Annotated in this window: 21 protein-coding genes and 1 tRNA gene; 8 read left to right on the top strand and 14 right to left on the bottom strand. The window is 58.7% G+C overall.

Annotated elements, in window-relative coordinates; genetic code table 11:
* Positions 1-327 precede the first annotated feature (327 nt).
* The 3 genes from ACZRMS_RS18135 to ACZRMS_RS18125 form a co-directional block, all read right to left on the bottom strand.
* On the bottom strand, positions 328-744 hold the full coding sequence (locus ACZRMS_RS18135; RefSeq protein ID WP_463996414.1) for a hypothetical protein: 417 nt from the start codon (positions 742-744) through the stop codon (positions 328-330).
* A gap of 155 nt (positions 745-899) precedes the next feature.
* Positions 900-1,535, bottom strand: a complete 636-nt coding sequence (locus tag ACZRMS_RS18130) for a glutathione S-transferase family protein (protein WP_463996413.1) — start codon at positions 1,533-1,535, stop codon at positions 900-902.
* Between the two features lie 97 nt (positions 1,536-1,632).
* Positions 1,633-2,538, bottom strand: a complete 906-nt coding sequence (locus ACZRMS_RS18125; protein ID WP_463996412.1) for a LysR substrate-binding domain-containing protein — start codon at positions 2,536-2,538, stop codon at positions 1,633-1,635.
* A gap of 128 nt (positions 2,539-2,666) precedes the next feature.
* On the opposite strand from ACZRMS_RS18125, the gene ACZRMS_RS18120 reads away from it, so the two are divergent.
* Positions 2,667-4,061: an MFS transporter gene (locus tag ACZRMS_RS18120; RefSeq protein WP_463996411.1), complete on the top strand. Its 1,395-nt coding sequence runs from the start codon at positions 2,667-2,669 to the stop codon at positions 4,059-4,061.
* 126 nt (positions 4,062-4,187) lie between these two features.
* On the opposite strand, the gene ACZRMS_RS18115 is transcribed toward ACZRMS_RS18120, so the two are convergent.
* From ACZRMS_RS18115 to ACZRMS_RS18105, 3 genes are all read right to left on the bottom strand, one after another.
* Positions 4,188-4,487 (bottom strand): DUF3955 domain-containing protein, encoded by a 300-nt coding sequence (locus ACZRMS_RS18115; protein WP_463996410.1) that lies wholly within the window; start codon positions 4,485-4,487, stop codon positions 4,188-4,190.
* A 38-nt stretch (positions 4,488-4,525) separates the two neighbouring features.
* Positions 4,526-5,029 carry a UmoC family flagellar biogenesis regulator gene (gene umoC, locus ACZRMS_RS18110; RefSeq protein ID WP_463996409.1) on the bottom strand — a complete coding sequence of 168 codons (504 nt, stop codon included), beginning with the start codon at positions 5,027-5,029 and terminating at the stop codon, positions 4,526-4,528.
* 213 nt (positions 5,030-5,242) lie between these two features.
* Entirely contained in the window at positions 5,243-6,739 is a 1,497-nt protein-coding gene (locus tag ACZRMS_RS18105; protein ID WP_463996408.1) for an MFS transporter, read from the bottom strand.
* A gap of 113 nt (positions 6,740-6,852) precedes the next feature.
* Here ACZRMS_RS18105 and soxR point away from each other — a divergent pair, with 113 nt between their 5' ends.
* Entirely contained in the window at positions 6,853-7,311 is a 459-nt protein-coding gene (soxR, locus tag ACZRMS_RS18100) for a redox-sensitive transcriptional activator SoxR (protein WP_463996407.1), read from the top strand.
* A gap of 96 nt (positions 7,312-7,407) precedes the next feature.
* Here the strand turns inward: soxR and ACZRMS_RS18095 are convergent, their stop codons facing one another.
* Positions 7,408-8,208 (bottom strand): aminoglycoside phosphotransferase family protein, encoded by an 801-nt coding sequence (locus tag ACZRMS_RS18095; RefSeq protein ID WP_463996406.1) that lies wholly within the window; start codon positions 8,206-8,208, stop codon positions 7,408-7,410.
* A gap of 161 nt (positions 8,209-8,369) precedes the next feature.
* Here ACZRMS_RS18095 and ACZRMS_RS18090 point away from each other — a divergent pair, with 161 nt between their 5' ends.
* Positions 8,370-8,933 carry an AAA family ATPase gene (locus ACZRMS_RS18090; RefSeq protein ID WP_463996405.1) on the top strand — a complete coding sequence of 188 codons (564 nt, stop codon included), beginning with the start codon at positions 8,370-8,372 and terminating at the stop codon, positions 8,931-8,933.
* A 66-nt stretch (positions 8,934-8,999) separates the two neighbouring features.
* Here the strand turns inward: ACZRMS_RS18090 and ACZRMS_RS18085 are convergent, their stop codons facing one another.
* Both ACZRMS_RS18085 and ACZRMS_RS18080 read right to left on the bottom strand, forming a co-directional pair.
* Entirely contained in the window at positions 9,000-9,746 is a 747-nt protein-coding gene (locus ACZRMS_RS18085) for an outer membrane beta-barrel protein (RefSeq protein WP_463996404.1), read from the bottom strand.
* A 287-nt stretch (positions 9,747-10,033) separates the two neighbouring features.
* A tRNA-Leu gene (locus tag ACZRMS_RS18080) sits at positions 10,034-10,120 on the bottom strand.
* A 466-nt stretch (positions 10,121-10,586) separates the two neighbouring features.
* Between ACZRMS_RS18080 and ACZRMS_RS18075 the strand changes: the two genes are divergently transcribed.
* Positions 10,587-11,633: a DMT family transporter gene (locus ACZRMS_RS18075; protein ID WP_463996403.1), complete on the top strand. Its 1,047-nt coding sequence runs from the start codon at positions 10,587-10,589 to the stop codon at positions 11,631-11,633.
* A gap of 62 nt (positions 11,634-11,695) precedes the next feature.
* Positions 11,696-12,280, top strand: coding sequence for a DedA family protein (locus tag ACZRMS_RS18070; protein ID WP_463996419.1), 585 nt, complete (start codon positions 11,696-11,698; stop codon positions 12,278-12,280).
* On the opposite strand, the gene ACZRMS_RS18065 is transcribed toward ACZRMS_RS18070, so the two are convergent.
* From ACZRMS_RS18065 to ACZRMS_RS18055, 3 genes are all read right to left on the bottom strand, one after another.
* On the bottom strand, positions 12,267-12,995 hold the full coding sequence (locus ACZRMS_RS18065; RefSeq protein ID WP_463996402.1) for an anti-sigma factor: 729 nt from the start codon (positions 12,993-12,995) through the stop codon (positions 12,267-12,269). The two genes, ACZRMS_RS18070 and ACZRMS_RS18065, sit on opposite strands and share 14 nt — an antisense overlap.
* Entirely contained in the window at positions 12,992-13,558 is a 567-nt protein-coding gene (locus ACZRMS_RS18060; RefSeq protein WP_463996401.1) for a sigma-70 family RNA polymerase sigma factor, read from the bottom strand. The genes ACZRMS_RS18065 and ACZRMS_RS18060 overlap by 4 nt, the downstream gene beginning before the upstream one ends.
* Before the next feature lie 85 nt (positions 13,559-13,643).
* Positions 13,644-14,183, bottom strand: a complete 540-nt coding sequence (locus ACZRMS_RS18055) for a DUF3455 domain-containing protein (RefSeq protein ID WP_463996400.1) — start codon at positions 14,181-14,183, stop codon at positions 13,644-13,646.
* A gap of 227 nt (positions 14,184-14,410) precedes the next feature.
* Between ACZRMS_RS18055 and ACZRMS_RS18050 the strand changes: the two genes are divergently transcribed.
* Together ACZRMS_RS18050 and ACZRMS_RS18045 are read left to right on the top strand one after the other, a co-directional pair.
* Positions 14,411-14,947 carry a DUF4174 domain-containing protein gene (locus ACZRMS_RS18050; protein ID WP_463996399.1) on the top strand — a complete coding sequence of 179 codons (537 nt, stop codon included), beginning with the start codon at positions 14,411-14,413 and terminating at the stop codon, positions 14,945-14,947.
* A 230-nt stretch (positions 14,948-15,177) separates the two neighbouring features.
* Positions 15,178-15,789: a LysE family translocator gene (locus tag ACZRMS_RS18045; protein WP_463996398.1), complete on the top strand. Its 612-nt coding sequence runs from the start codon at positions 15,178-15,180 to the stop codon at positions 15,787-15,789.
* Here ACZRMS_RS18045 and punR read toward each other — a convergent pair.
* Positions 15,725-16,684, bottom strand: a complete 960-nt coding sequence (gene punR, locus ACZRMS_RS18040; protein WP_463996397.1) for a DNA-binding transcriptional activator PunR — start codon at positions 16,682-16,684, stop codon at positions 15,725-15,727. The two genes, ACZRMS_RS18045 and punR, sit on opposite strands and share 65 nt — an antisense overlap.
* A gap of 119 nt (positions 16,685-16,803) precedes the next feature.
* On the opposite strand from punR, the gene punC reads away from it, so the two are divergent.
* Positions 16,804-17,985, top strand: coding sequence for a purine nucleoside transporter PunC (gene punC, locus ACZRMS_RS18035; protein ID WP_463996396.1), 1,182 nt, complete (start codon positions 16,804-16,806; stop codon positions 17,983-17,985).
* Positions 17,986-17,996: 11 nt separating this feature from the next.
* Here the strand turns inward: punC and ACZRMS_RS18030 are convergent, their stop codons facing one another.
* A complete protein-coding gene (locus ACZRMS_RS18030; RefSeq protein WP_463996395.1) occupies positions 17,997-18,860 on the bottom strand; it encodes an MBL fold metallo-hydrolase in 864 nt (287 codons plus the stop codon).
* Positions 18,861-18,931 lie beyond the last annotated feature (71 nt).

Below are 18,931 nucleotides of genomic sequence, written 5' to 3'. Positions count from 1 at the left end.
ATGCCATCGCGAGCAAGCCCGCTCCCACATGGGGGTGTGCAGTTTCAAGCCTTAACCTTTGCTTTTGCTGTAGCCACGGGAATGTACAAACAACGCGAACGCCCCTCACAGGAGGCCGTATGGCAGGGCAGGGACTCGCGGTAAGAGCGAAACCAATATTTCAGTTAAACGCGAATGCCGGATGTGTACCCGGTATCGCAGTTACTGACACAGCGTACATATCCATTCGATACGTCACGGCTTTCTACGGGTTCGGCCCTTACGGCTAGGCACATTTCCAAAAAAGCCCGACACGAAGTCGGGCTCTTGACCATTGAAAGCCGGTTTTCAATGGTTTTTGTTTTTGTGCTTATGCTTGTGTTTGCCGCCCGAGCTGTGCCGGTTGCCATCATCGCCCAGGTTGTTGCCGACCGCGCCACCAACGGCGCCGCCTAGCCCGGCCCCTATGGCAGAGCCGGTGGAGCCTCCGAGCTGATGACCGATGAGCGAGCCGCCAGCACCGCCGACACCGCCACCAATGGCGGCTTCGGTCTTGTTGCCTCTTGGCGCGCCGACTGCGCTACCTGCCGCCCCGCCGACGCCTGCGCCGATGGCTGCCCCGGTAGAGCCGCCCACCTGTTGACCGACAATATTGCCCAGCACACCGCCAACACCGCCTCCGACAGCGGCAGATCCATCTCCAGCGGCCATTGCTCCCTGCGATATCACGATGCCCAGCACAAGGACCGGTAATGTAATTCGCATGTGATTAACCTCAGTCGATAGTGATAAAGAGATTTAAGCAGGAGCGAAATGATCCCGCCTGTGTACATGTAGATGGGGCATCAGGAATAAAGTTCGATGCTGGCATTGCAATGGCCTGCCTGTGGGCTGGCTGGTTCATTGCCTGTTGTGTGGGGTCAGGCGCCCGTTGCGGGATGGGGGAGCGCAACCCCCCTTTGCACGGCCGGGCGCAGGGCAATTCGCTCGTACCATGCGCTCAGGTGGCGGTACCGGCTGAAGTCAAAGTCGATGATGCGGGCGATATGCATCCAGCCGAAGGTCGCGATATCTGCAATCGAGTACTGCGCTCCCGCCAGCCATGTCTGGTTGGACAGGTGTTGATCGAGTGTCACGAATGTAGCTTCCGTCAGTTGCCGCAGGCGGGCGATGGCGGTGGGGTTCGCAGGCTGATCAAACAGTTCGAAATGCACGCGCTGGCCCAGGATGGGGCCCATGCTCGAGGTGTGAAACATGAGCCAGGTAATGGCCGCCCAGCGTTCAGAAGGCTCTGCAGGCAATAGCCGTGCTGTCTTTTCGGCCAGATAGAGCAGGATGGCGGCAGACTCGAACAGGGTGATGCCCGTCGCGTGGTCAACCAGAACCGGGATGCGTCCATGGGGGTTGAGCTTGAGAAAGTCGGGCCGGCGGTGTTCACCCTGCTCGATATGAACATGGCGAAGGGTATAGGTGAGTTCCAGTTCCTCCAGGGCAATGGTGATCTTGAAGCCGTTGGGCGAACTGTCGGTGTAGAGCGTCAGGTCAGGGGTGTTCATGGTTTTGGGGCCTGGCTGAATAAGTACAGGCCCGTAACCCTAACCTGCCGAATTCCACACCGGAAACGATGAATTCTGCCGTGCTGCATCAGTTTTTCTAAAGTGGTGCTTGCCCGGGAACATCCTGGGCTTCTTCCATGATCCAGTCCACGAACGCCTTGACCTCTTCTCTGTGCATGGCGTCCTGGCGGGTTACCACGTAATAGGCAAAGCGCGCAGGCCAGGGTTTATCCAGGACCTGGACGAGGCGGCCGGCATTGATTTCTTCCTGCGCGTACTCCCGGGGTACCAGGGCCAGCCCTTGACCGGCTTCGGCGGCTCGAATCAGCAGGAAATCATCCTCGAACGCTGTGCCGCGTTCGGCGCGCGGATCCTTGGCGACGTCGTGGGCCGCGAGCCAGAGGGACCAGTCTGTCCGGTCAGAGTCATGCAACAGCGCAAATTCAAGACAATCCGCAGGACTGGTGATGGTCGGGCTTGTGGCCATCAGGGCGGGACTGGCTACCGGCACCATCACGGGTGCCATCAGCCGGGTGACCTGCAAGCCGGGATAGTTTCCCAGCCCGTGGCGCAGCGCCACATCGACCCGGTCCCGGCGCATGTCGGCCACAGCGGACGTGGCTTCAACCCTGACTTCGATATGCGGGTGGCGCAGGTTGAAGCGGCCAAGACGCGGCACCAGCCACGAAGCGGCAAACGTCGCGACCGTACTGACGGTCAAGGTCTGCCGGCACTTGATGGCCTCCAGCGCCTGCAATGCCTGTTGCATGTTTTCAAAGGCCTGGAGCAGCACGGGATGAACGCTGGCCCCGGCTTCTGTCAGGCACAAACCGCTTCGCTCCCGTGTGAACAGCGCCATGCCGACCCGATCTTCCAGCAAGCGAATCTGCTGGCTGACAGCCCCTGAAGTGACGTTCAACGCTTGAGCGGCCGCCTTGATGCTGCCTCGTTGCCCGACTTCGACAAAGGTGCGCAGCGCGAGAAGGGGTAGTGACGTGGCCATAAGGTTTAGTTTTCCTGAATGTCTAGGGCACAAATGATCGTTTCCGCTCACCCGGCGTGAGGGCGATGATACAGCCTGTTTAGAGGTTCTGAACAAGTTTAGTAAAACTAAATCCATAGGGTGTACAAATGAATAATCCTCGCTGGCGGCTTTGCCTCATTTTGTTATGCATGACTCAATTTGTGGCATTGCTCGACTTCTCTATCACCATGATCCCCTTACCGCAGATTCAGGAAAGCCTGGGGTTCACTCCAGGGGCTTTGCAGTGGGTCATCAATGCATACGGCGTCGCCATCGCGGGGTTTCTGCTGTTGGGTGGGCGCGCTGCCGACATGTTTGGCCGGCGCCGGGTATTTCTGCTGGGGCTGGTGATCTTCACCCTGGGTTCGTTGCTCGGCGGCTTCTCGCAGAGCCCCGCAATGCTCATTGTGACCCGGGCCATGCAAGGTTTTGGCGCGGCCCTTTTTTCACCGGCGGCCTTTTCGTTGCTGCTGGCGCTGTTCCCTGACGAGAAATCGCGCAACCGTGCACTGGGGGCCTGGACGGCCGTGGCTGCAAGCGGTTTCGTCGCAGGGCTGATTCTGGGCGGCATCATTACTGACGCTCTGGGTTGGCGCTGGGTGCTCTGGATCAACGTCCCTGTGGGTGTGCTGGTGATTGCCCTGGCAGGCTACCTGCCAGAAGGCAGGCGCGAGGCTTCAATGGCCGCTATGCGCCTCGACATCGGCGGTGCGGTTCTGGTCGCGGCGGGTGCTGCAACGCTGGTGTTCGCGTTTGCCAACAGCGAGCACGTCGGCCTTGCTTCGCCCGTCACTTACGGGTTGATCGCCCTGGCCGTGGGACTGCTCGCCGTATTTGTCTGGGTTGAAACCCGGGCTGAATACCCGCTGATGCCCATTCCGGTTTTTTGGCAGCGCATGACCGGCGGCGCAAACCTGGTGTCGCTGCTGGCGAATACCGCGCTGGGGCCGACCTTTGTTGTTGTGGCGCTGTATATGCAGGAAATCCTCGGTTTCACCGCTACTCAGACAGGCTTGGGGCTGTTGCCGATGGCGATTGCTTTCACGCTCTCCAGCGCCTGGGCAGGGCCCTCCCTGATCGCCAGGGCAGGGACCAAGCCGGTGATCATGGGCGGCATGACGGTGTTTATCTGTGGGCTGGCCTTGCTGGGTGTTTCCCTGGCCGTGGATACCTCCTGGGCCGGCTCGATCCTTCCCGGAACGTTGTTGGCGGGCATTGGTTACGGCATCGCCTTCCCGGCCTGGACCGTGGCCGGTATCGAAGGAGTCGATGCGGTCGATCATGGTTTGGCGGGCGGCATGCTGACCACGACCCAGGAAGTGGGTTCTGCGGTCGGCCTGGCCGTGGGTGTCGCAGTGAGCATCGCCGTGCTGGCGGACGGGGGCAGTGCGGTGCAGGGCTTCAGCTACGCCATCCTGGTGAGCGCCTGCATGGTGGTGGCGGGGTTTGTGTGTGCGGCCCTCATCCTGCCGAACAAGGCTGCGCGGTTGGCGTTGGCCTGACCGTCGGGCGCCTGTCGCAGGCATAGACACTCAGTGGGTCAAATTGGGGGACGCCGCTGCTGTCGAGCCCGGGCCTTGGTGCGCCACGACGTCGCTGGCAGGCGTCGTGGTCGCGAACGAAGCGGCCTATCTGCTGCAATGATGCTTTTTCAACTTGAGGGCCATATCTGATATGGCCAGTACGATGGCTACAAACAAGAACAAATAGCTGGTCGGGATCAGCCAGAACAACGGTTCATGCAGGAACCCATCAATATCGATCCAGGAAGTTTTCTCCAGGAACAGAACAACTGTTACCCAGCCTGCGATGGACATGCATAGCGCCAGGACCCAAGCGAGCCGCAGAAAATTTCTTTGGCTATGTTTACCGCTTGCTCCATTTTTAGCGTCGGTGCGGCCGCAGTTTTTTTGATTGGCCTTGTTCATTATTTCATCCTGATCTCAACGTTGAGCCGTCAATAAATTCAACTGGAAAGCTGCTTCGCTCTCCAACGCATCAAATCGACTTTGCAGGAACTTAAAAAATCTCCAGAGCCCGAGCCCCCCATCGCGGCATCACTTTCCCATTGGCACTGTGCATCCTTGAACTTCTCGAAAGCCCTTTGAGAAGCGAGCAGCGAGGCAAGGGCTTTGGCCGTGGCGCTCGAATCGATTTCCTTTGTCTGAGCTTCCAGTTTTTTGTAAGCGATATTCATTTGTGACGTGGCTTCGCGAGTCTTGCCCTCAAGACAAGCCTTCAACGCTGTCCGGGGCTGATCGCCAACGCTGGCGTAGCATTCGTTCAATGCTCCGGCATTAGCATCGCGGGTTACTGCAATTTTATCTGCGCCGGTAGTGCCTGGCGTAACTGCCGGATTGATCGCGCCATTTGTGATTGGGTTCACATCAGGTTTCGCGGGTGCTTGAGCGAATGCAGTACCCATGGCAAATGAAGCCGCTACAGCAACCACAGAAATGATATTTCTCATTTTTTGCATCCTTTGGGAGGCGTTTTCGAGGGTAAGAAACAACGTTGACTACGTACTCAGGAGCTCAGCTGGCGATGTCTGATAGCTATCGTCCACAGTGCAACGACCTGTTTGACTGCATCCTGGGTAACCGGTTCAGTTGCGCAAAGAATATGGTTTGTGCACAAAACCGCCCCTGAGTAACGTCTGCTTCGGATCGGCTCTGTTGAAAAATCAGATTTTCCCCTGCCCAGCTTTCGGGTGGTGCAGCAGCACTCCACGGGCTGTAAAAACGGCAAGAATGGGTGCAAGTGCAAACACTCCAAAAAGCCAGGTTGCTGCTCTTGACACACCGACGACACCCCCGGGATCAGTCAGCCCCGCGATGTTTGCCACCATTCCTGCCAGAGCCGCACCGAGCGCAGTAGCGAAAAGTTGCACGGTTGTAATCGAAGCTGCTGCCAGGTCCTGTTCCCCTGCCGAAGATACTTGAAAGATGCGGGTCAGCAGATGCGGCCAGGCTAACCCTACGCCCAACCCGATTGCTGCCAGGGCAAGGCAGACAGGGGTAAGTGCGAGCCAGCCACCGTCACTTTCAGTTCGCATCAAAACGGCAAGCGCAGCCATGCCCGCTATTCCGAGTGCCGGACCGATGAGGATCGCGCGCCTGATATTTCTGCCATTGGCTCCTGCGCTCGCGATTGAGCCCAACGTCCACCCGGCCGCCATAAGCGCTGCAAGGTAGCCCGCAGCGAGCGGTGACTGGTGGTGGAGGATCTGGAGGAACAACGGCACAAATATTTCGCCACTGGTTACGGTAATCGCAAGCAACGACATAGTTGCGTAGAGCGACCCCAGGGCCGATGTGATCCGGAATGCACCTTGTGGCAGCAGCCTGTGCCGGGCGCGGCTTTCCGTGGCGATCAGCAAGGCGGTCAGGATGGCGGCGGCGGCCAGGCCAGCCATATTCAAGATGAACATTGACGAGACACTGACCGCTGAAACGACGAGAACAGCCGATGTCAGGAGAACGAGTTGGGCAAGAGGAAGCGGGGAGGCTTCGGTGCTCTGAGAGCTGCGTCTGGGCAGTACGGCCACCGCGAGCAGGGCGAACAGCATTGCAACTGGAATGAGTGACCAGAACGCAGCCCGCCATATGCCCAGATCTGCGAAGACGCCGCCTACGGCAGGGCCAATCAGCGTTGCCACCCCCCACATTCCGGAGACCAGGGCCATTGCGCGTGCCCATAAAGCTTCGTTGAAAACCAGCCGGATCATGGCATAGGACAGCGCGAACAGAAAACCGCCGCCCAGTCCCTGAATGAGGCGTCCGGCAAGCATGACAGGCATTGAGGGTGCGAATGCACAGATGAGCGTCCCGATCGCAAACACCAGCGTTGAGATCATGTAAGCGCCGCGCGGCCCCGCGCTGATGAGCAACCTCGACGACAGTGCCGACCCGAGGATCGAAGCCGCGACGAACAGTGTGGTGTTCCAGGCGTAATAATCGATACCGCCGATGTCCCTTACGACCGAAGGCAGAATCGTCGTGGAAATATAGACGTTGACTGCATGGAGGACGACGCCGCCAGCGAGCGCGAGCGAACGCACACCATTTCTGCCAGAGAGCAGGGTTCCCCAGCTCGTACTTGAGGGAGGGCTATCTGCGGATGCCCGTGCGTTCGATCTGTTTTGTGAGGTTTGATCAGATGGGATGTGACGCTTGTCCATGTTGGCTCCACTTCAAGAACTCACCCGCAGTCGCAGATGAAGGCTTGCAAAGGCAAACCGACACTCTTTATAAAACCTCATGTATAGATGAGGTCAAGAGAGAGTAGAAACCTATGATCGATGTGCGTGTACCACTTTCTGTAGGTGAGTTGGCCCGCCGATGCGGCATCACCATCGCGACCGTCCACTTCTACGAGGCCAAAGGACTGATTCAGGGGCAGCGAAGTGCAGGCAATCAACGTCGCTATTCACGAGATACGCTTCGCCGTATTGCCATCATCAAGATTGCGAAGCGCGCGGGCATTCCTTTGGCTTCGATCAAGGTCGCACTGGACGAGCTTCCGTCAGGTCGACCTCTGACTTCCAAAGATTGGGCGAATCTCTCTACAAGCTGGAGGGACCTCCTGACCGAGCGGATTCTCAGCCTGACCCGGCTTCGTGATCAGCTCGACGGCTGTATCGGCTGTGGATGCCTTTCCATGACGGACTGCCCTCTGCGCAATCCAGGTGATCATTTAAGTTCGCTTGGGAGCGGTGCTGTTTTGCTCGAGAAAGACACCGAGCCTGGCTAAACACCCTTTCACAGAATGGCGTTCGGTCCCCGTGTCTTCGACCCGTCCAGCATTTGCGATTAAATCGAATAGCCCTGTCGTGAATGGCGCCAAGGACTAATCGCCGATGCCGAGAGCCGCTGCAGCCAGTTTCGCCACTGCAAGGTTGCTGCCCGGTTCAACGTCGTCTTCGAGCATCCAGGTTACCGACAATCCAGTCCATGCGAGCACCCATTGCAGTAGTCGCTGGCGATCGATGCCGGAGGCATTTGCGACGATTTCGATCCGACTCTCGAAGCATCCCGGTGCCAGAGCACTTTCACCGTCGGGATTGCAGAAGATGTTTGCATAATCAAAACCCCGCTCGCCGTACAGTCCCTTGGGATCAATGGCGAGCCAGCCGGAAGGGCCGAAATCAAGTACATTGCCATGGTGGATGTCGCCATGCAGTACCGTGATATCACGCGGGGCAGCCAGGAGCTCGCGTGCGGTTCTTGCGCAGTGTTCAAGGATGCCGCCGTGCTTCGCCGCTCCGTTCCATAACGCTTTGAACCATTGCTCCAGCGGAACCAGGGCGGGGACTGGCTTGGCACTTGGTGCATGCAGGCGAGCGGCTACCGTACAGAGGATGCGAGTAGCCTCGTCGTCCCGGCCGCAACTCACCATCTGCAGAAGCGAGGACGTGCCTTGCGCGCGTTTCATAAGCAAGGCCTCGCCATCATGGGCGAGAATGGGCGCCGCACCATTGCCGTTCCACCAAGCCATGAGCAATGCGCCAGCTTGTTCCTCTGCTACTTGCGAGATTTTGAGCATGGCGGGTATGCCGCGTTGGCGGACGGGCAGCAGATTGCCGTTCAGCGAGACAAAAGCTTCGCCATCAATGGTCAGATCCCATCGTTTCAAATATTGATCAAACATAAATTCACTAAAATCCAGCGCATTGAAAAATGAGAGGTACAGGTTTTTTTAGTGGCCAAAAAACAATCCGAAACTTGAAATATGATCCTCCAGACCTGCACCTTTCAGCCGGTCACGTCTAGTTTGTCGGAGCTGAAAACTTTTGAGAGTGGCTGAGCGAAATGACAAAACAGACGGCACGTTACATCTTGATCACAGGTGCGGCAGGTACCGGCACCACCACCTTAGCGGATGCTTTAGCAAAGGAGCTGAGCACAACTCACCTGGAAGCAGATGATTTTTTGTGGCTGCCCAGTAACCCTCCATATCAGCATCTGGCAGACAAAACGCAACGAGGCGAGCGCTTGCTACAGGACATGCGCTCTCATGGCCGAGCAGTGGTTGCAGGATCAGTGATGGGCTGGGGTCAACCGCTTGAGAGCGAGTTTGATCTTGTGGTGTTCCTTTATCTTCCTGTTGAACTCAGATTAGAGAGACTAAAGCGCCGAGAGGTGAAACGCTTCGGTCAGGCAAAGCCGGAGTTTCTGGCTTGGGCAGCTCGGTATGATGAGGGAGGCGTCCCCGGACGTAGCTTGGCAAGGCATCAGCAATGGCTGTCTGCGCTTACCTGTACTGTCTTGAAGCTTGAGGGGGATATATCCGTTACAGATCGGGTACGGCAAATACTGGATGCAGTCGACGGACTGAACCACACACCTTCAGTCCGGTTACCGCTGATTGAATGAGGCAGGGGAGCCGCGGCGCTGAGGCCGATGCAGGCCCCGACAGCTGACGGGGCCTGCCAGATGGGATCAGAACGCCAGGCCGACCTTCATGCCGAACTCGTCACGCTTGAGTTTGGTGTTGTCGGCAACCGGCGAATCCTCGTCGATCTTGTACTCCGAACGGGTGTAGTACACACCTGCATAAATCGGCATGGCGCCCTTCTGGTTCATCAGCAGCGAAACTTCTGCGTACGGGTTGGTACTGTCTTTCATGTCGACGCTATCGCTGCCGAAGCGGTCGACCTTCAGGCGTGCGCGGCCATCGATAGAGTGACGGGCACCCACCTCTACGCGCAGGGTCGAGGTGTCGAACTGGTGGTTGTAGCCCAGCGCTGCCTTGGCAAATGGCGATTTCAGGGTCAGTTTTGTGTCCAGATTGTTGATCTCAGGCTCGAAACGGGTCCAGCCGTAACCACCACCGACTATCACGTCGACGAAGTTGCGCGCGTCCAGCGCGGCGCGCCAGCCAAGGTCGAGGTCGACCTGGGCTTCCTTGAGCTTATGGTCATTTTTCTTGCTGTATTTGACTTCACCACCGATCTGGTAGATGAAGCCGGACTCTTCGGTCATCTTGTTGCCAAAGTTGGCAAAGACACCGCCTTGGCCCATATCTTCCTTGTCGGACTCGCGACCGCCTTCGAACTTTAACTCGCTGTAAGAGCCCAGTAAGCCGATGGTGAAGAGGGGGTCGGTGCTTGGGGCGGCCATCACTGCCAGTGGTGCGCTGGACAGCGCAAGGGCACAGGTGTGACGCAGCAGTTTTGCAGTAAGCATTGGCGAGTGTCTCCATGACGTTGATAAAAATGTTTACGAGCGTTTAGGTACAGCGGCCCTGAAAAGTTCAGAAACGATCCATGAGAAGCTAAAACCTGCCCCGAATCAAGTTTTGATGCCGCCGGCCCGCAGCAGTCTTTTTCTGTCCTTGAAGCCGTTGTGCTTGCTCTGAATTGCTTTTGGTTTGTGTTCGTTCGGCAGGACGCCACGGGCGGGGTAAAAACAGAATTGCGGTGCAAAAAACAAAGGGCCTGCACGAAGAATCTCATGCAAGCCCTTGATTTGTTTGGTGCCCGAAGCCGGAATCGAACCGGCACGTCCTTACGAACGGGGGATTTTAAGTCCCATGCGTCTACCAGTTTCGCCATTCGGGCGGTAGCGCTGTAAAGCGGGTCAGGAAGGCCGGTGCTTTAACGATCAAAGTACTCAGGGCCTGCGTGACAGGTGGACGAATATATAGAGCCTGCGCCGATGAGGCAAGGTCGATAACGTCCATTCAGGTACATTTTTTTGTTCGATGCCTGCCTAAAACCGTCGAAAAATCATAGATATATAAAACCTCGCGGGCTTCGTGTCGGTAAAGCGCGGGTTTCGCGTGAGGCAAATCCTGCGCCGGCATTGATCTGGATCAGGGCGCTGATTTCTCTGTTGGCCGATATCTGCGGGCTAAGCTAGGGTCTGTTGACGTTTGGTTGTGAGCCGCGTTGCTCGCAGCTTATTTGGAACAACCCAACCACGCTGCTCGCGTCTTGCCCTGCACCACATGGGCTATCGGCGCGGCCACAACCAAGCGTCAACAGACCCTAGACTGCTTGCACGACGGATACAGAAGTGGATGTGATGAATACGAGTGTGATTTACGCATTGGCTGCAGCGGCGCTGTTTGGTGCCAGTACGCCACTGGCCAAACTGCTGGGCACCGAAGTACCGCCTGTGATGCTGGCCGGGTTGTTGTATTTGGGCAGCGGCCTGGGGTTGTTGCTGGTGCGCTGTATCCGCGATCGCGGCTGGACGGCGTCCGGGCTGAGTGCCAGTGAGTGGCCGTGGCTGGTGGGGGCTATCGTGTTTGGCGGCATCTTGGGGCCCGTGGCGCTGATGTTCGGTTTGACCCTGACCAGTGGCGCGACCGCGTCCTTGATGCTCAATCTTGAGCCTGTGCTGACAGCCCTGTTGGCGTGGGTGGTGTTTAAAGAGAATGCGGACCGGCGGATTGTACTGGGCATGCTGGCAATCATCGCCGGGGGCGTTGTGTTGTCGTGGCCGTCCGGCCCGGCAGCCGCGCAGGAGTTGTCCTGGCTCGGTCCTCTGGCGGTGGCGTTTGCCTGTTTTTGCTGGGCGGTTGATAACAATCTGACGCGCAAGGTGTCCGCTTCTGATGCGCTGTTTATCGCAGGGGCCAAAGGCTTGTTCGCGGGGCTGGTGAACTGCGCGATCGGGTTGACGCTGGGTGCCAGGATTGCTTCGTTTGACGTGCTGGCCCCGGCCTTGTTGATCGGCTTTCTGGGCTACGGGGTGAGCCTGGTGCTGTTTGTTCTGGCATTGCGTGGCCTGGGCGCGGCGCGGACCGGGGCGTACTTTTCGACAGCGCCTTTTCTGGGGGCTGCGATTGCCATCCTGGTGCTGGGGGAGTCGGTCTCGCTGCTGTTCTGGGTGGCGGCGGCGTTCATGATCTTTGGCGTGTGGCTGCACCTCACCGAGCGCCATGAGCATCTGCATCTGCATCAACCGCAGGAACACACGCATCGCCACTCCCACGATGCACATCACCAGCATGAGCATGCAGAGGCTGTACCTGAGGATGTGTCCCATAGCCATGCACACCAGCATCCGCAGATCAGCCATAACCATCCGCACTTTCCGGATATCCACCATCGACACCGGCACTGAGTGGTAGATTGCGCGGGATGAACGGAGCAACACCCTCAATCCAATGGAGCGACAGCGTGCACATGTTTGAACACATCGATTTCAGTTACTTGCTCGCCACCTATGGCTATCTGGCCGTGTTTATCGGCTGTTTGCTGGAAGGTGAAACCATCCTGATTCTGGGTGGCATGGCGGCGCATCAACATGTGCTCAAGCTTCTGCCCGTGATCGGTTACGCCAGCCTGGCGGGGATGCTGGGTGATCAGGTGCTGTTCTGGGTCGGTCGTTATTTCGGTGCCCGTCTGTTGCCGCGCCTGCACAAGCAGCAGGCGACTATCGATCGGGTGACGCAACTGATCAACCAGCACCCCTCGGTGTCGATTTTTTCAGTGCGTTTTTTGTATGGCATGCGGCTGGTGGGGCCTATGGTGATCGGTGCGTGCAAGGTCTCGCCGCTGAAGTTTTCCTGCATCAATGCCTTGGGCGCGGCGGTGTGGGCGACGCTGTTTGCCTCGGGCGGGTATTGGGCCGGGGAGTTTCTGGAGCGCGCGCTGGGCGACCTCAAGCCTTATCGTTTGCCGATTGTGCTGTCTGTGATTGCACTGATGGTGGCCGTAGCCCTGGTGCGTCATTACCGGGCCAAACAACAGGGCCTCAAATCACTTTGACAGCCCGGCCGATAAATTGAATGGGCCCAGTAGGTTTGCCGAGCGGTGAGCCGTTGGGGCCTTCAAGGGTCAGCTCAAAGAGTTGGTCGGGCTCAAGCGGCGGCAGGCTATCCAGCGGTATGGACAAGGTTTGCCCCGGCTTGACCAGCCCCAGGGATACCGGGCCATCCCAGCCTTTGCCCTTGGTCCAGAATTCCAGCGCCTTGTCTGCCGGCACCTGCGCCATGCCCAGCGGAATCAGCTGGATCTGTTGGCGGTTGCTGGCCTGGACCACCCAGCCCGGCGCCTGGTTTTGTGGCGCCACCAGCACCACCACATAGGCGGGCGGGGGCACGGTCGGGGCCGTGGTCAACAACACCGTGCCCAGTACCAGCGTTGCGGCCAGCCCCGCTGCAGTCAGGCCGCGCCACAAGGGCAGCAGATTCCACCAGGAGGGACCGGCCGGCTGCCGGGCTTGGGGCGCGGGCTCATTCAATGCGTTGAGGCTGCGTTCGATGCGCGGCCACAGTTGTGCTGAAGGCGTCTGTGGCGGAACAAGATCGTTCAGGGGCAGCAGTCGTGCCTCCCAGCGCCCGACCGCCGCTTGCAGTTGGCCGTCATGGCGCAGGCGTTGCTCAATGGCGCGGCGTTGCGGCGCGTCGAGCGTCCCCAGTACGTACTCACCCGCCAGAGCGTCAAGCTCTGCCGGGTCGTTGTTGTCAGGTTTGAAAGTCATCCCATGCACTCGCGCAATGCGCTCAGGCTGCGTTTGATCCAGGCTTTTACAGTGCCCAATGGCGTGGCGAGTTTTTCGGCAATCTCGGCGTGGGTATAGCCGTCGACATAGGCATGCACGATACAGGTGCGTCTGGCCGGGTCGAGCTGCTCAAGGCAGCCATAAATCCGCTCGGCGCCGGTTTGCCATTCAAGTGCGTCCTGCTCCTGGTGCCGGCCATCGAGCGAGGCCAAAGGCTGTAACGCCAGCGCGCTGTCATCGCTGACCTGCAGCTCCAGACGGCTGTCGCGTACAAAGTTCAGCGCCAGGTGCCGGGTCACGCTGAAAATCCAGCCCCGGGCGCAGCCACGCTGAGGGTCGAAGCTGGCAGCGCGCATCCAGATCTTGATAAAAGCGTCGTGCACGATGTCTTCCGCCAGGGCGTTGTCGCGGGCAATGCGTTTGGCAACACCCAGCAAGCGCGCGCTTTCCTGGGCATACAGGGCCACGAGCGCCTGCCGTTCGCCGCGAGCGCAGGCAAACAGGCAGGCTTCATAGTCAAACAATGGCTCAGGTAGCGTCACTAGGGGGTGTTCTCAAGTCATTGGCCCGGGTTTCATCGAGGCAGCGTAGACGGTTTTCGCAACCGGCCACGGGTGCCTCATTGATTTAGCGGCTGGCCCAGAAGACATAGTCCGCCTGATACGGCACTGCTTGTTGCTCGCCCTTGTTGGCGGCAGTGCATTCGCTACCGGGTGCCACGCCGCCCTTGAGCGCGACACGCTGGATGTAGCTCACGCCGCTCATGGCGCCTTTACCTTCGGCCGGGTTGGCCTTGACCAGCTGGTAAGGCAAGTTGCCGGCGCCGGCAGGGGCTACTGCAAGCTGGGTACCCGTGACTCTGGAACCGTCCAGGGCTTGCCAGGTGGCGGGCGGGCCAAAGTAGGTGCCTACTTGTTTACCATTTGTGTCGTTGAGCTGCGCTTTTGGGCCTACAAAGAACCACTCCATTTGACCGGGCGCATTGGCTTTTTCTTTACATTCGTAAGTGATTTGCCCTACACCAACTGTCGTCATCGCCACCTTGTGACCTTCGGGAACCCTAATGTTTTCGGGTAGCCGGGACTGTGCATAGGCGCCCGGCGCCATCAAAAGCAGTGTGGTGGCAAGTGTCGCGCCGGCTTGGCTGATCAAGGTTTTTGCGTTCATGTACCTGTCTCCTGATGGGATAACAGCTCGTTGGCTGTTACAGGTACTACCCCCGGGGAGGGGGTTTGGATGCAGTTGCAAAAAATAAACATGAAAGGCAAAGTCCGGTAACCCGGTTGCGCGACTGAACCCTTGGCCTAAGCTCTGAATGACAGGCTCAACGTCAAGGGTTTCAAGGCATTGGCAACACGCCCGCGAAGCCGGTCCGATAATAAAAGGAGGTCTGGATGTTTATCCGATTATTGATCCTTGCCAGTGTGCTGGTAACAGGCACCGTGCAGGCTGTTGAAGTCCCCAACCCCCTTGATCAGGATCGTGGCAAGTTTCGCCCTTTGGTCATCGTTGCCCGTGAAGAGGCTGACCCGACGCTGGCGCACCTCAAAAAAGCCCTTGAAGACCCGGCCATCAAACAGGCGTTCGATGAGCGCAACATGGTGCTTTACACAATTGTCGGCATAACCGGCAAGCGTGACGGCAAAGACCTTGAGCCCCAGAGCACGATGTCGCTGATTCGCGGGTTGAAGCCGGGGATGATCATCGACAAGGCCAAAGTGATTCTGATCGGCAAGGACGGCGAGAAGAAGGTCGAGACCGCGGGCGACGTGGACCTCGGCGAGCTGTTTAAAACCGTCGATGCCTTGCCTGCGGCCGAAAAGGAAACCCAGGCCCCGGTAGTAGCCGAGACGCCAGCCAAGGGCAGTGCGGCGGGCAAGTCGGCCAAGCCGGTAAAACCCGCAAAACCGGTACAGGCCCTGGAGGACTGAGGGTCGCTGAACGACAGCCAAAAAAAGGCCCGCTGGGGGGAGCGGGCCAAATGGGATTCATTTAAAGGAGTGGATCCAATCTAGGCCAGACGATGTGAAAGTGATGTGAAAGCGATGTGTATAAAACGATGCAAATGTGTGTGGTCAAAATAGTAGCCATCTGTAGCGTAATGCCAGCCCGGTAATCCGATAGGGTGAGTCCATCACTCCCTTCACAGCCGGATAACACCATGGCGTTCTCCCTCGAACTGATTTCTGCCTTCGCCCTGTTTGCGTTTGTCTCATCCATCACCCCCGGCCCCAATAACACCATGCTGCTGGCCTCAGGGGTCAACTTCGGGTTCAAGCGCACCATCCCCCATGCGCTGGGCATCAGCTTCGGCTTCATGTTCCTGGTGCTGGCGGTGGGGCTGGGGCTGGGCGGCGTGTTCAAGGCCGTGCCCATGGCCTATACCCTCTTGCGTTACCTGGGTGCGGCGTACTTGCTGTACCTGGCCTGGAAAGTGGCCACCTCGGGACCGGTTTCCGAGTCGCTGGCGGCCCATGGCAAGCCACTGGGGTTCTGGGGCGCCGCGGCTTTTCAGTGGGTCAACCCCAAGGCCTGGGTGATGGCCATCGGTGCAATTACCACCTACACGCCGTCCCAGGGCTATATCGCCAATGTGTTCATCATTGCCCTGGTCTTTGCCGTCATCAACTTGCCCAGCGTGTGTGTCTGGGCCGGCTTCGGCAGTGCGTTGCGCTCGGTGCTGACCAGGCCCCGGTGGTTGCTGGCATTCAACCTGACCATGGCGATTCTGTTGGTGGCGTCGCTGTATCCGATTCTGTTCGATGTTCATTGAGCCATTCCTGGCTCAAGGTCGGGGTATCGCCCAGGTACTCCAGCAGCCAGCTCATGGCCGGGGAATGATTCTTCTGGGCCCAGGCAATGCACGAAGGGCTGGCGGGGAAGGGCCGCTGCAGGTCCAGCGCCACCAGCTGGCCTGTTTCGATCAGAGGCTGGGCCAGATGAGCAGGCACCATGCCCACGCACAGCCCGTCGCTCAGGCAGGCCAGCCCGGTGGCCCAGTCGGGCACCATCATCCGGCGCTGGTTGTCCAGGGTCCAGGTGTCACGCTTGGGCAGACTGCGGGAGGTGTCGTCCATGCACAGCGCAGGGTAGGGGCGCAGATGGTCGTCACCCAGCAAGCCTTCAATCGAGGCCAGCGGATGCCGCGGGCTGGCCACGCATAACCAATGCATAAAGCCCATGTCGCGAAACGCAAAGCTGCCTGCCACCGGAACCGCACGCGTGGCGCCGATCACGATATCGGTCCGACCGTCCACCAGTGCATCCCATACGCCGTTGTACACCTCGTACTGGACGATCAGTTCCACGTCGGGAAAGTGGCGGTAAAAGTCGATCACCATTTGCCGGCATCGCGGGTGCTTGATGATCGAGTCCACGGCCACGCGCAACTGGCCGCTCCAGCCATTGGCAACCTGCTGGCACAGGCGCCGGGTGCCGAGCATTTTTTTCATCACGTCCCGGGCTTCCTTGACGAACATATGCCCGGCGGGCGTCAGTTCAACATCCCTGTGACGGCGCACAAACAACGGGACTGCCAGCCACTGCTCCAGTTGGCGCACGGTATAGCTCACAGCGGAGGGGACGCGATGCAGCTCCTGGGCCGCACCACTGAAACTGCCGTGGCGGGCCACCGCATCAATCACATCCAGGGAGTATTCGGACCACATGTCTTTGCCTTTAAAAAATTTGATGCCAGTTGGCAATTATTATCGCTTCACAAGCAAATCCTCTGATGGATAATGCTCGCCAGTCAACAAATTGTTTGATGGCAAGTTTTTGGGTGCACATGAAGAACTCTTTTGGTTTTACCTGTTATCTCGCCGGGCTCAGCATGCTGGGCTATCTGGCGATGGATATGTACCTGCCGGCATTCGGCACGTTGCGCAGCGAATTGGGGCTGTCAGCCGGTGCCGTGGGCGCGAGCCTGAGCATCTTTCTGGCCGGTTTTGCCTTTGGCCAGTTGCTCTGGGGGCCGCTGTCCGACCGCCTGGGGCGCAAGCCGGTGCTGTTGGCGGGCCTGTCGCTGTTCGCGCTGGGTTGCCTGGGCATGTTCTGGGTCGATAACACCGTGCTGCTCCTGAGCTTGCGCTTTATCCAGGCCGTCGGTATCTGTGCGGCTGCCGTCACGTGGCAAGCGCTGGTGATTGATCGCTACCCGGCCGACAAAGCCAATCGCGTGTTTGCCGGCATCATGCCGCTGATGGGGTTGTCGCCGGCCCTGGCACCGTTGCTGGGGGCCGTGGTGTTGGGGCATTTGGGCTGGCAGGCGATTTTCGCCGTGCTGCTGGGGCTGGCAGTGATGCTGATCATTCCCACGCTGCTGCTCAAGGAAACCCCGCGCACAGCGCCAAAAACGGCACAGTCGGGGGTCAGCTACTGGCAGCTGCTGCGTACGGCAAGCTTTAGCGGCAATGTAATGGTTTTCGCCGCGTGCTCGGCCAGCTTCTTTGCCTGGTTGACCGCATCGCCGTTCATTCTGGGTGATATGGGCTACAGCCCGAGCGATATCGGGTTGAGCTATGCCTTTCCTACGCTGGCCTTTTTGGTCGGCGGTTACAGCTGCCGCAGCGCCTTGCAGCGGTTCAGTGGCCGCACGCTGTTGCCCTGGTTGCTGTTCGCCTACTGCGCCAGCATGGCGGGGTTGTATCTGGTCGCCATGTACACCGAGCCGACACTGGCCACCTTGCTGATTCCGTTCTGCCTGATGGCGCTGGTTAACGGTGCGAGCTATCCGATTGTGGTCGCGAATGCGCTCATGCCCTTCTCGGGAAACTCCGGCAAAGCGGCCGCCTTGCAGAATACCCTGCAGCTCGGGTTGTGTTTTGTGGCCAGCCTGCTGGTGTCGACCTATATCAGCCAGCCATTGCAAATCACCGTGGAAGTGATGCTGGCCACTGCGCCGCTGGCGGTGCTGGGTTACTTGATCCAGCGGCGCAAGGCAAACGCCGAAGCGCTTGCCACGTCCTGATCGCAGCGCGCTCAGAACTGGTTCAGCGGGATTTTCAGGTAGCGGATGCCGTTGGCTTCCGGGGCGGGCAGTTCGCCGGCGCGAATATTGACTTGTACCGCCGGCAACATCAGAACAGGCATCGCCAGGGTGGCATCGCGTGTCGTACGCAGGGCCACAAAGCTGTCTTCACTGATGCCATCGCGCACATGGATATTGCCGTCGCGCTGTGCCTGCACGGTGGTGCTGCACCGGGCCTCGCGCTCGGGCGGCGGGTAGTCATGGCACAGGTAAAGCGTGGTATCGGCTGCAAATGCCAGCAACCGCTTGATTGAGCGGTAAAGCTGGCGGGCATCGCCGCCCGGGAAGTCACAGCGGGCAGTGCCCACATCGGGCATGAACAGGGTGTCGCCGACAAACAGCGTGCTGCCTTCCACACAAAAGGCCATGTCCGCCGGAGTATGGCCCGGTACGCTCAGGGCGCGCGCCTGAAGCCGACCTATCTGGAATACCTCATCGGGCTCGAACAGGTGATCGAACTGCGAGCCGTCCAGTTGCAGCGCGGGTTCAAGGTTGAAGATGTTTTTGAACGCCCGCTGCACATCGCGAATACCGGCGCCGATGGCGATTTTGCCGCCCAGTTTTTGCTTCAGATAAGGCGCTGCGGAAAGATGGTCAGCGTGGGCGTGGGTTTCGAGCAGCCACTGCGGGCGCAAGCCGTGCTCGATCACAAAGGCCGCGATTTCATCTGCGCTGGTGGTCGAGGTGTGTGCACAAGTGTGGTCATAGTTCAGTACGCAGTCGATAATCGCGCACTGACTGCCTTCGTGCTCAAACACTACATAGCTGTAGGTACACGAGGCGCTGTCAAAAAATGCCTGTATCCGAGGTTCCATAGTGACTGCCGTGGTTGAGTAAGCCCGCAACACTATAGAGCCTTGATGCCTGAAATTGATCCTGATGTTTT

It is taken from the genome of Pseudomonas sp. B424 (assembly GCF_055408345.1).
Note: the sequence above shows the minus strand (reverse complement) of the source record. Positions and strands in the feature narration are given on the sequence as shown.

Coding starts and splice junctions, on each gene's coding strand:
- ACZRMS_RS18045 (WP_463996398.1), top strand. CDS start 15,178: ATGGCGTTCTCCCTCGAACTGATTTCTGCCTTCGCCCTGTTTGCGTTT.
- ACZRMS_RS18070 (WP_463996419.1), top strand. CDS start 11,696: ATGTTTGAACACATCGATTTCAGTTACTTGCTCGCCACCTATGGCTAT.
- ACZRMS_RS18130 (WP_463996413.1), bottom strand. CDS start 1,535: ATGAACACCCCTGACCTGACGCTCTACACCGACAGTTCGCCCAACGGC.
- ACZRMS_RS18085 (WP_463996404.1), bottom strand. CDS start 9,746: ATGCTTACTGCAAAACTGCTGCGTCACACCTGTGCCCTTGCGCTGTCC.
- ACZRMS_RS18115 (WP_463996410.1), bottom strand. CDS start 4,487: ATGAACAAGGCCAATCAAAAAAACTGCGGCCGCACCGACGCTAAAAAT.
- umoC (WP_463996409.1), bottom strand. CDS start 5,029: ATGAGAAATATCATTTCTGTGGTTGCTGTAGCGGCTTCATTTGCCATG.
- ACZRMS_RS18065 (WP_463996402.1), bottom strand. CDS start 12,995: ATGACTTTCAAACCTGACAACAACGACCCGGCAGAGCTTGACGCTCTG.
- ACZRMS_RS18120 (WP_463996411.1), top strand. CDS start 2,667: ATGAATAATCCTCGCTGGCGGCTTTGCCTCATTTTGTTATGCATGACT.
- ACZRMS_RS18090 (WP_463996405.1), top strand. CDS start 8,370: ATGACAAAACAGACGGCACGTTACATCTTGATCACAGGTGCGGCAGGT.
- ACZRMS_RS18105 (WP_463996408.1), bottom strand. CDS start 6,739: ATGGACAAGCGTCACATCCCATCTGATCAAACCTCACAAAACAGATCG.
- ACZRMS_RS18095 (WP_463996406.1), bottom strand. CDS start 8,208: ATGTTTGATCAATATTTGAAACGATGGGATCTGACCATTGATGGCGAA.
- soxR (WP_463996407.1), top strand. CDS start 6,853: ATGATCGATGTGCGTGTACCACTTTCTGTAGGTGAGTTGGCCCGCCGA.
- punR (WP_463996397.1), bottom strand. CDS start 16,684: ATGTGGTCCGAATACTCCCTGGATGTGATTGATGCGGTGGCCCGCCAC.
- punC (WP_463996396.1), top strand. CDS start 16,804: ATGAAGAACTCTTTTGGTTTTACCTGTTATCTCGCCGGGCTCAGCATG.
- ACZRMS_RS18030 (WP_463996395.1), bottom strand. CDS start 18,860: ATGGAACCTCGGATACAGGCATTTTTTGACAGCGCCTCGTGTACCTAC.
- ACZRMS_RS18135 (WP_463996414.1), bottom strand. CDS start 744: ATGCGAATTACATTACCGGTCCTTGTGCTGGGCATCGTGATATCGCAG.
- ACZRMS_RS18075 (WP_463996403.1), top strand. CDS start 10,587: ATGAATACGAGTGTGATTTACGCATTGGCTGCAGCGGCGCTGTTTGGT.
- ACZRMS_RS18125 (WP_463996412.1), bottom strand. CDS start 2,538: ATGGCCACGTCACTACCCCTTCTCGCGCTGCGCACCTTTGTCGAAGTC.
- ACZRMS_RS18055 (WP_463996400.1), bottom strand. CDS start 14,183: ATGAACGCAAAAACCTTGATCAGCCAAGCCGGCGCGACACTTGCCACC.
- ACZRMS_RS18050 (WP_463996399.1), top strand. CDS start 14,411: ATGTTTATCCGATTATTGATCCTTGCCAGTGTGCTGGTAACAGGCACC.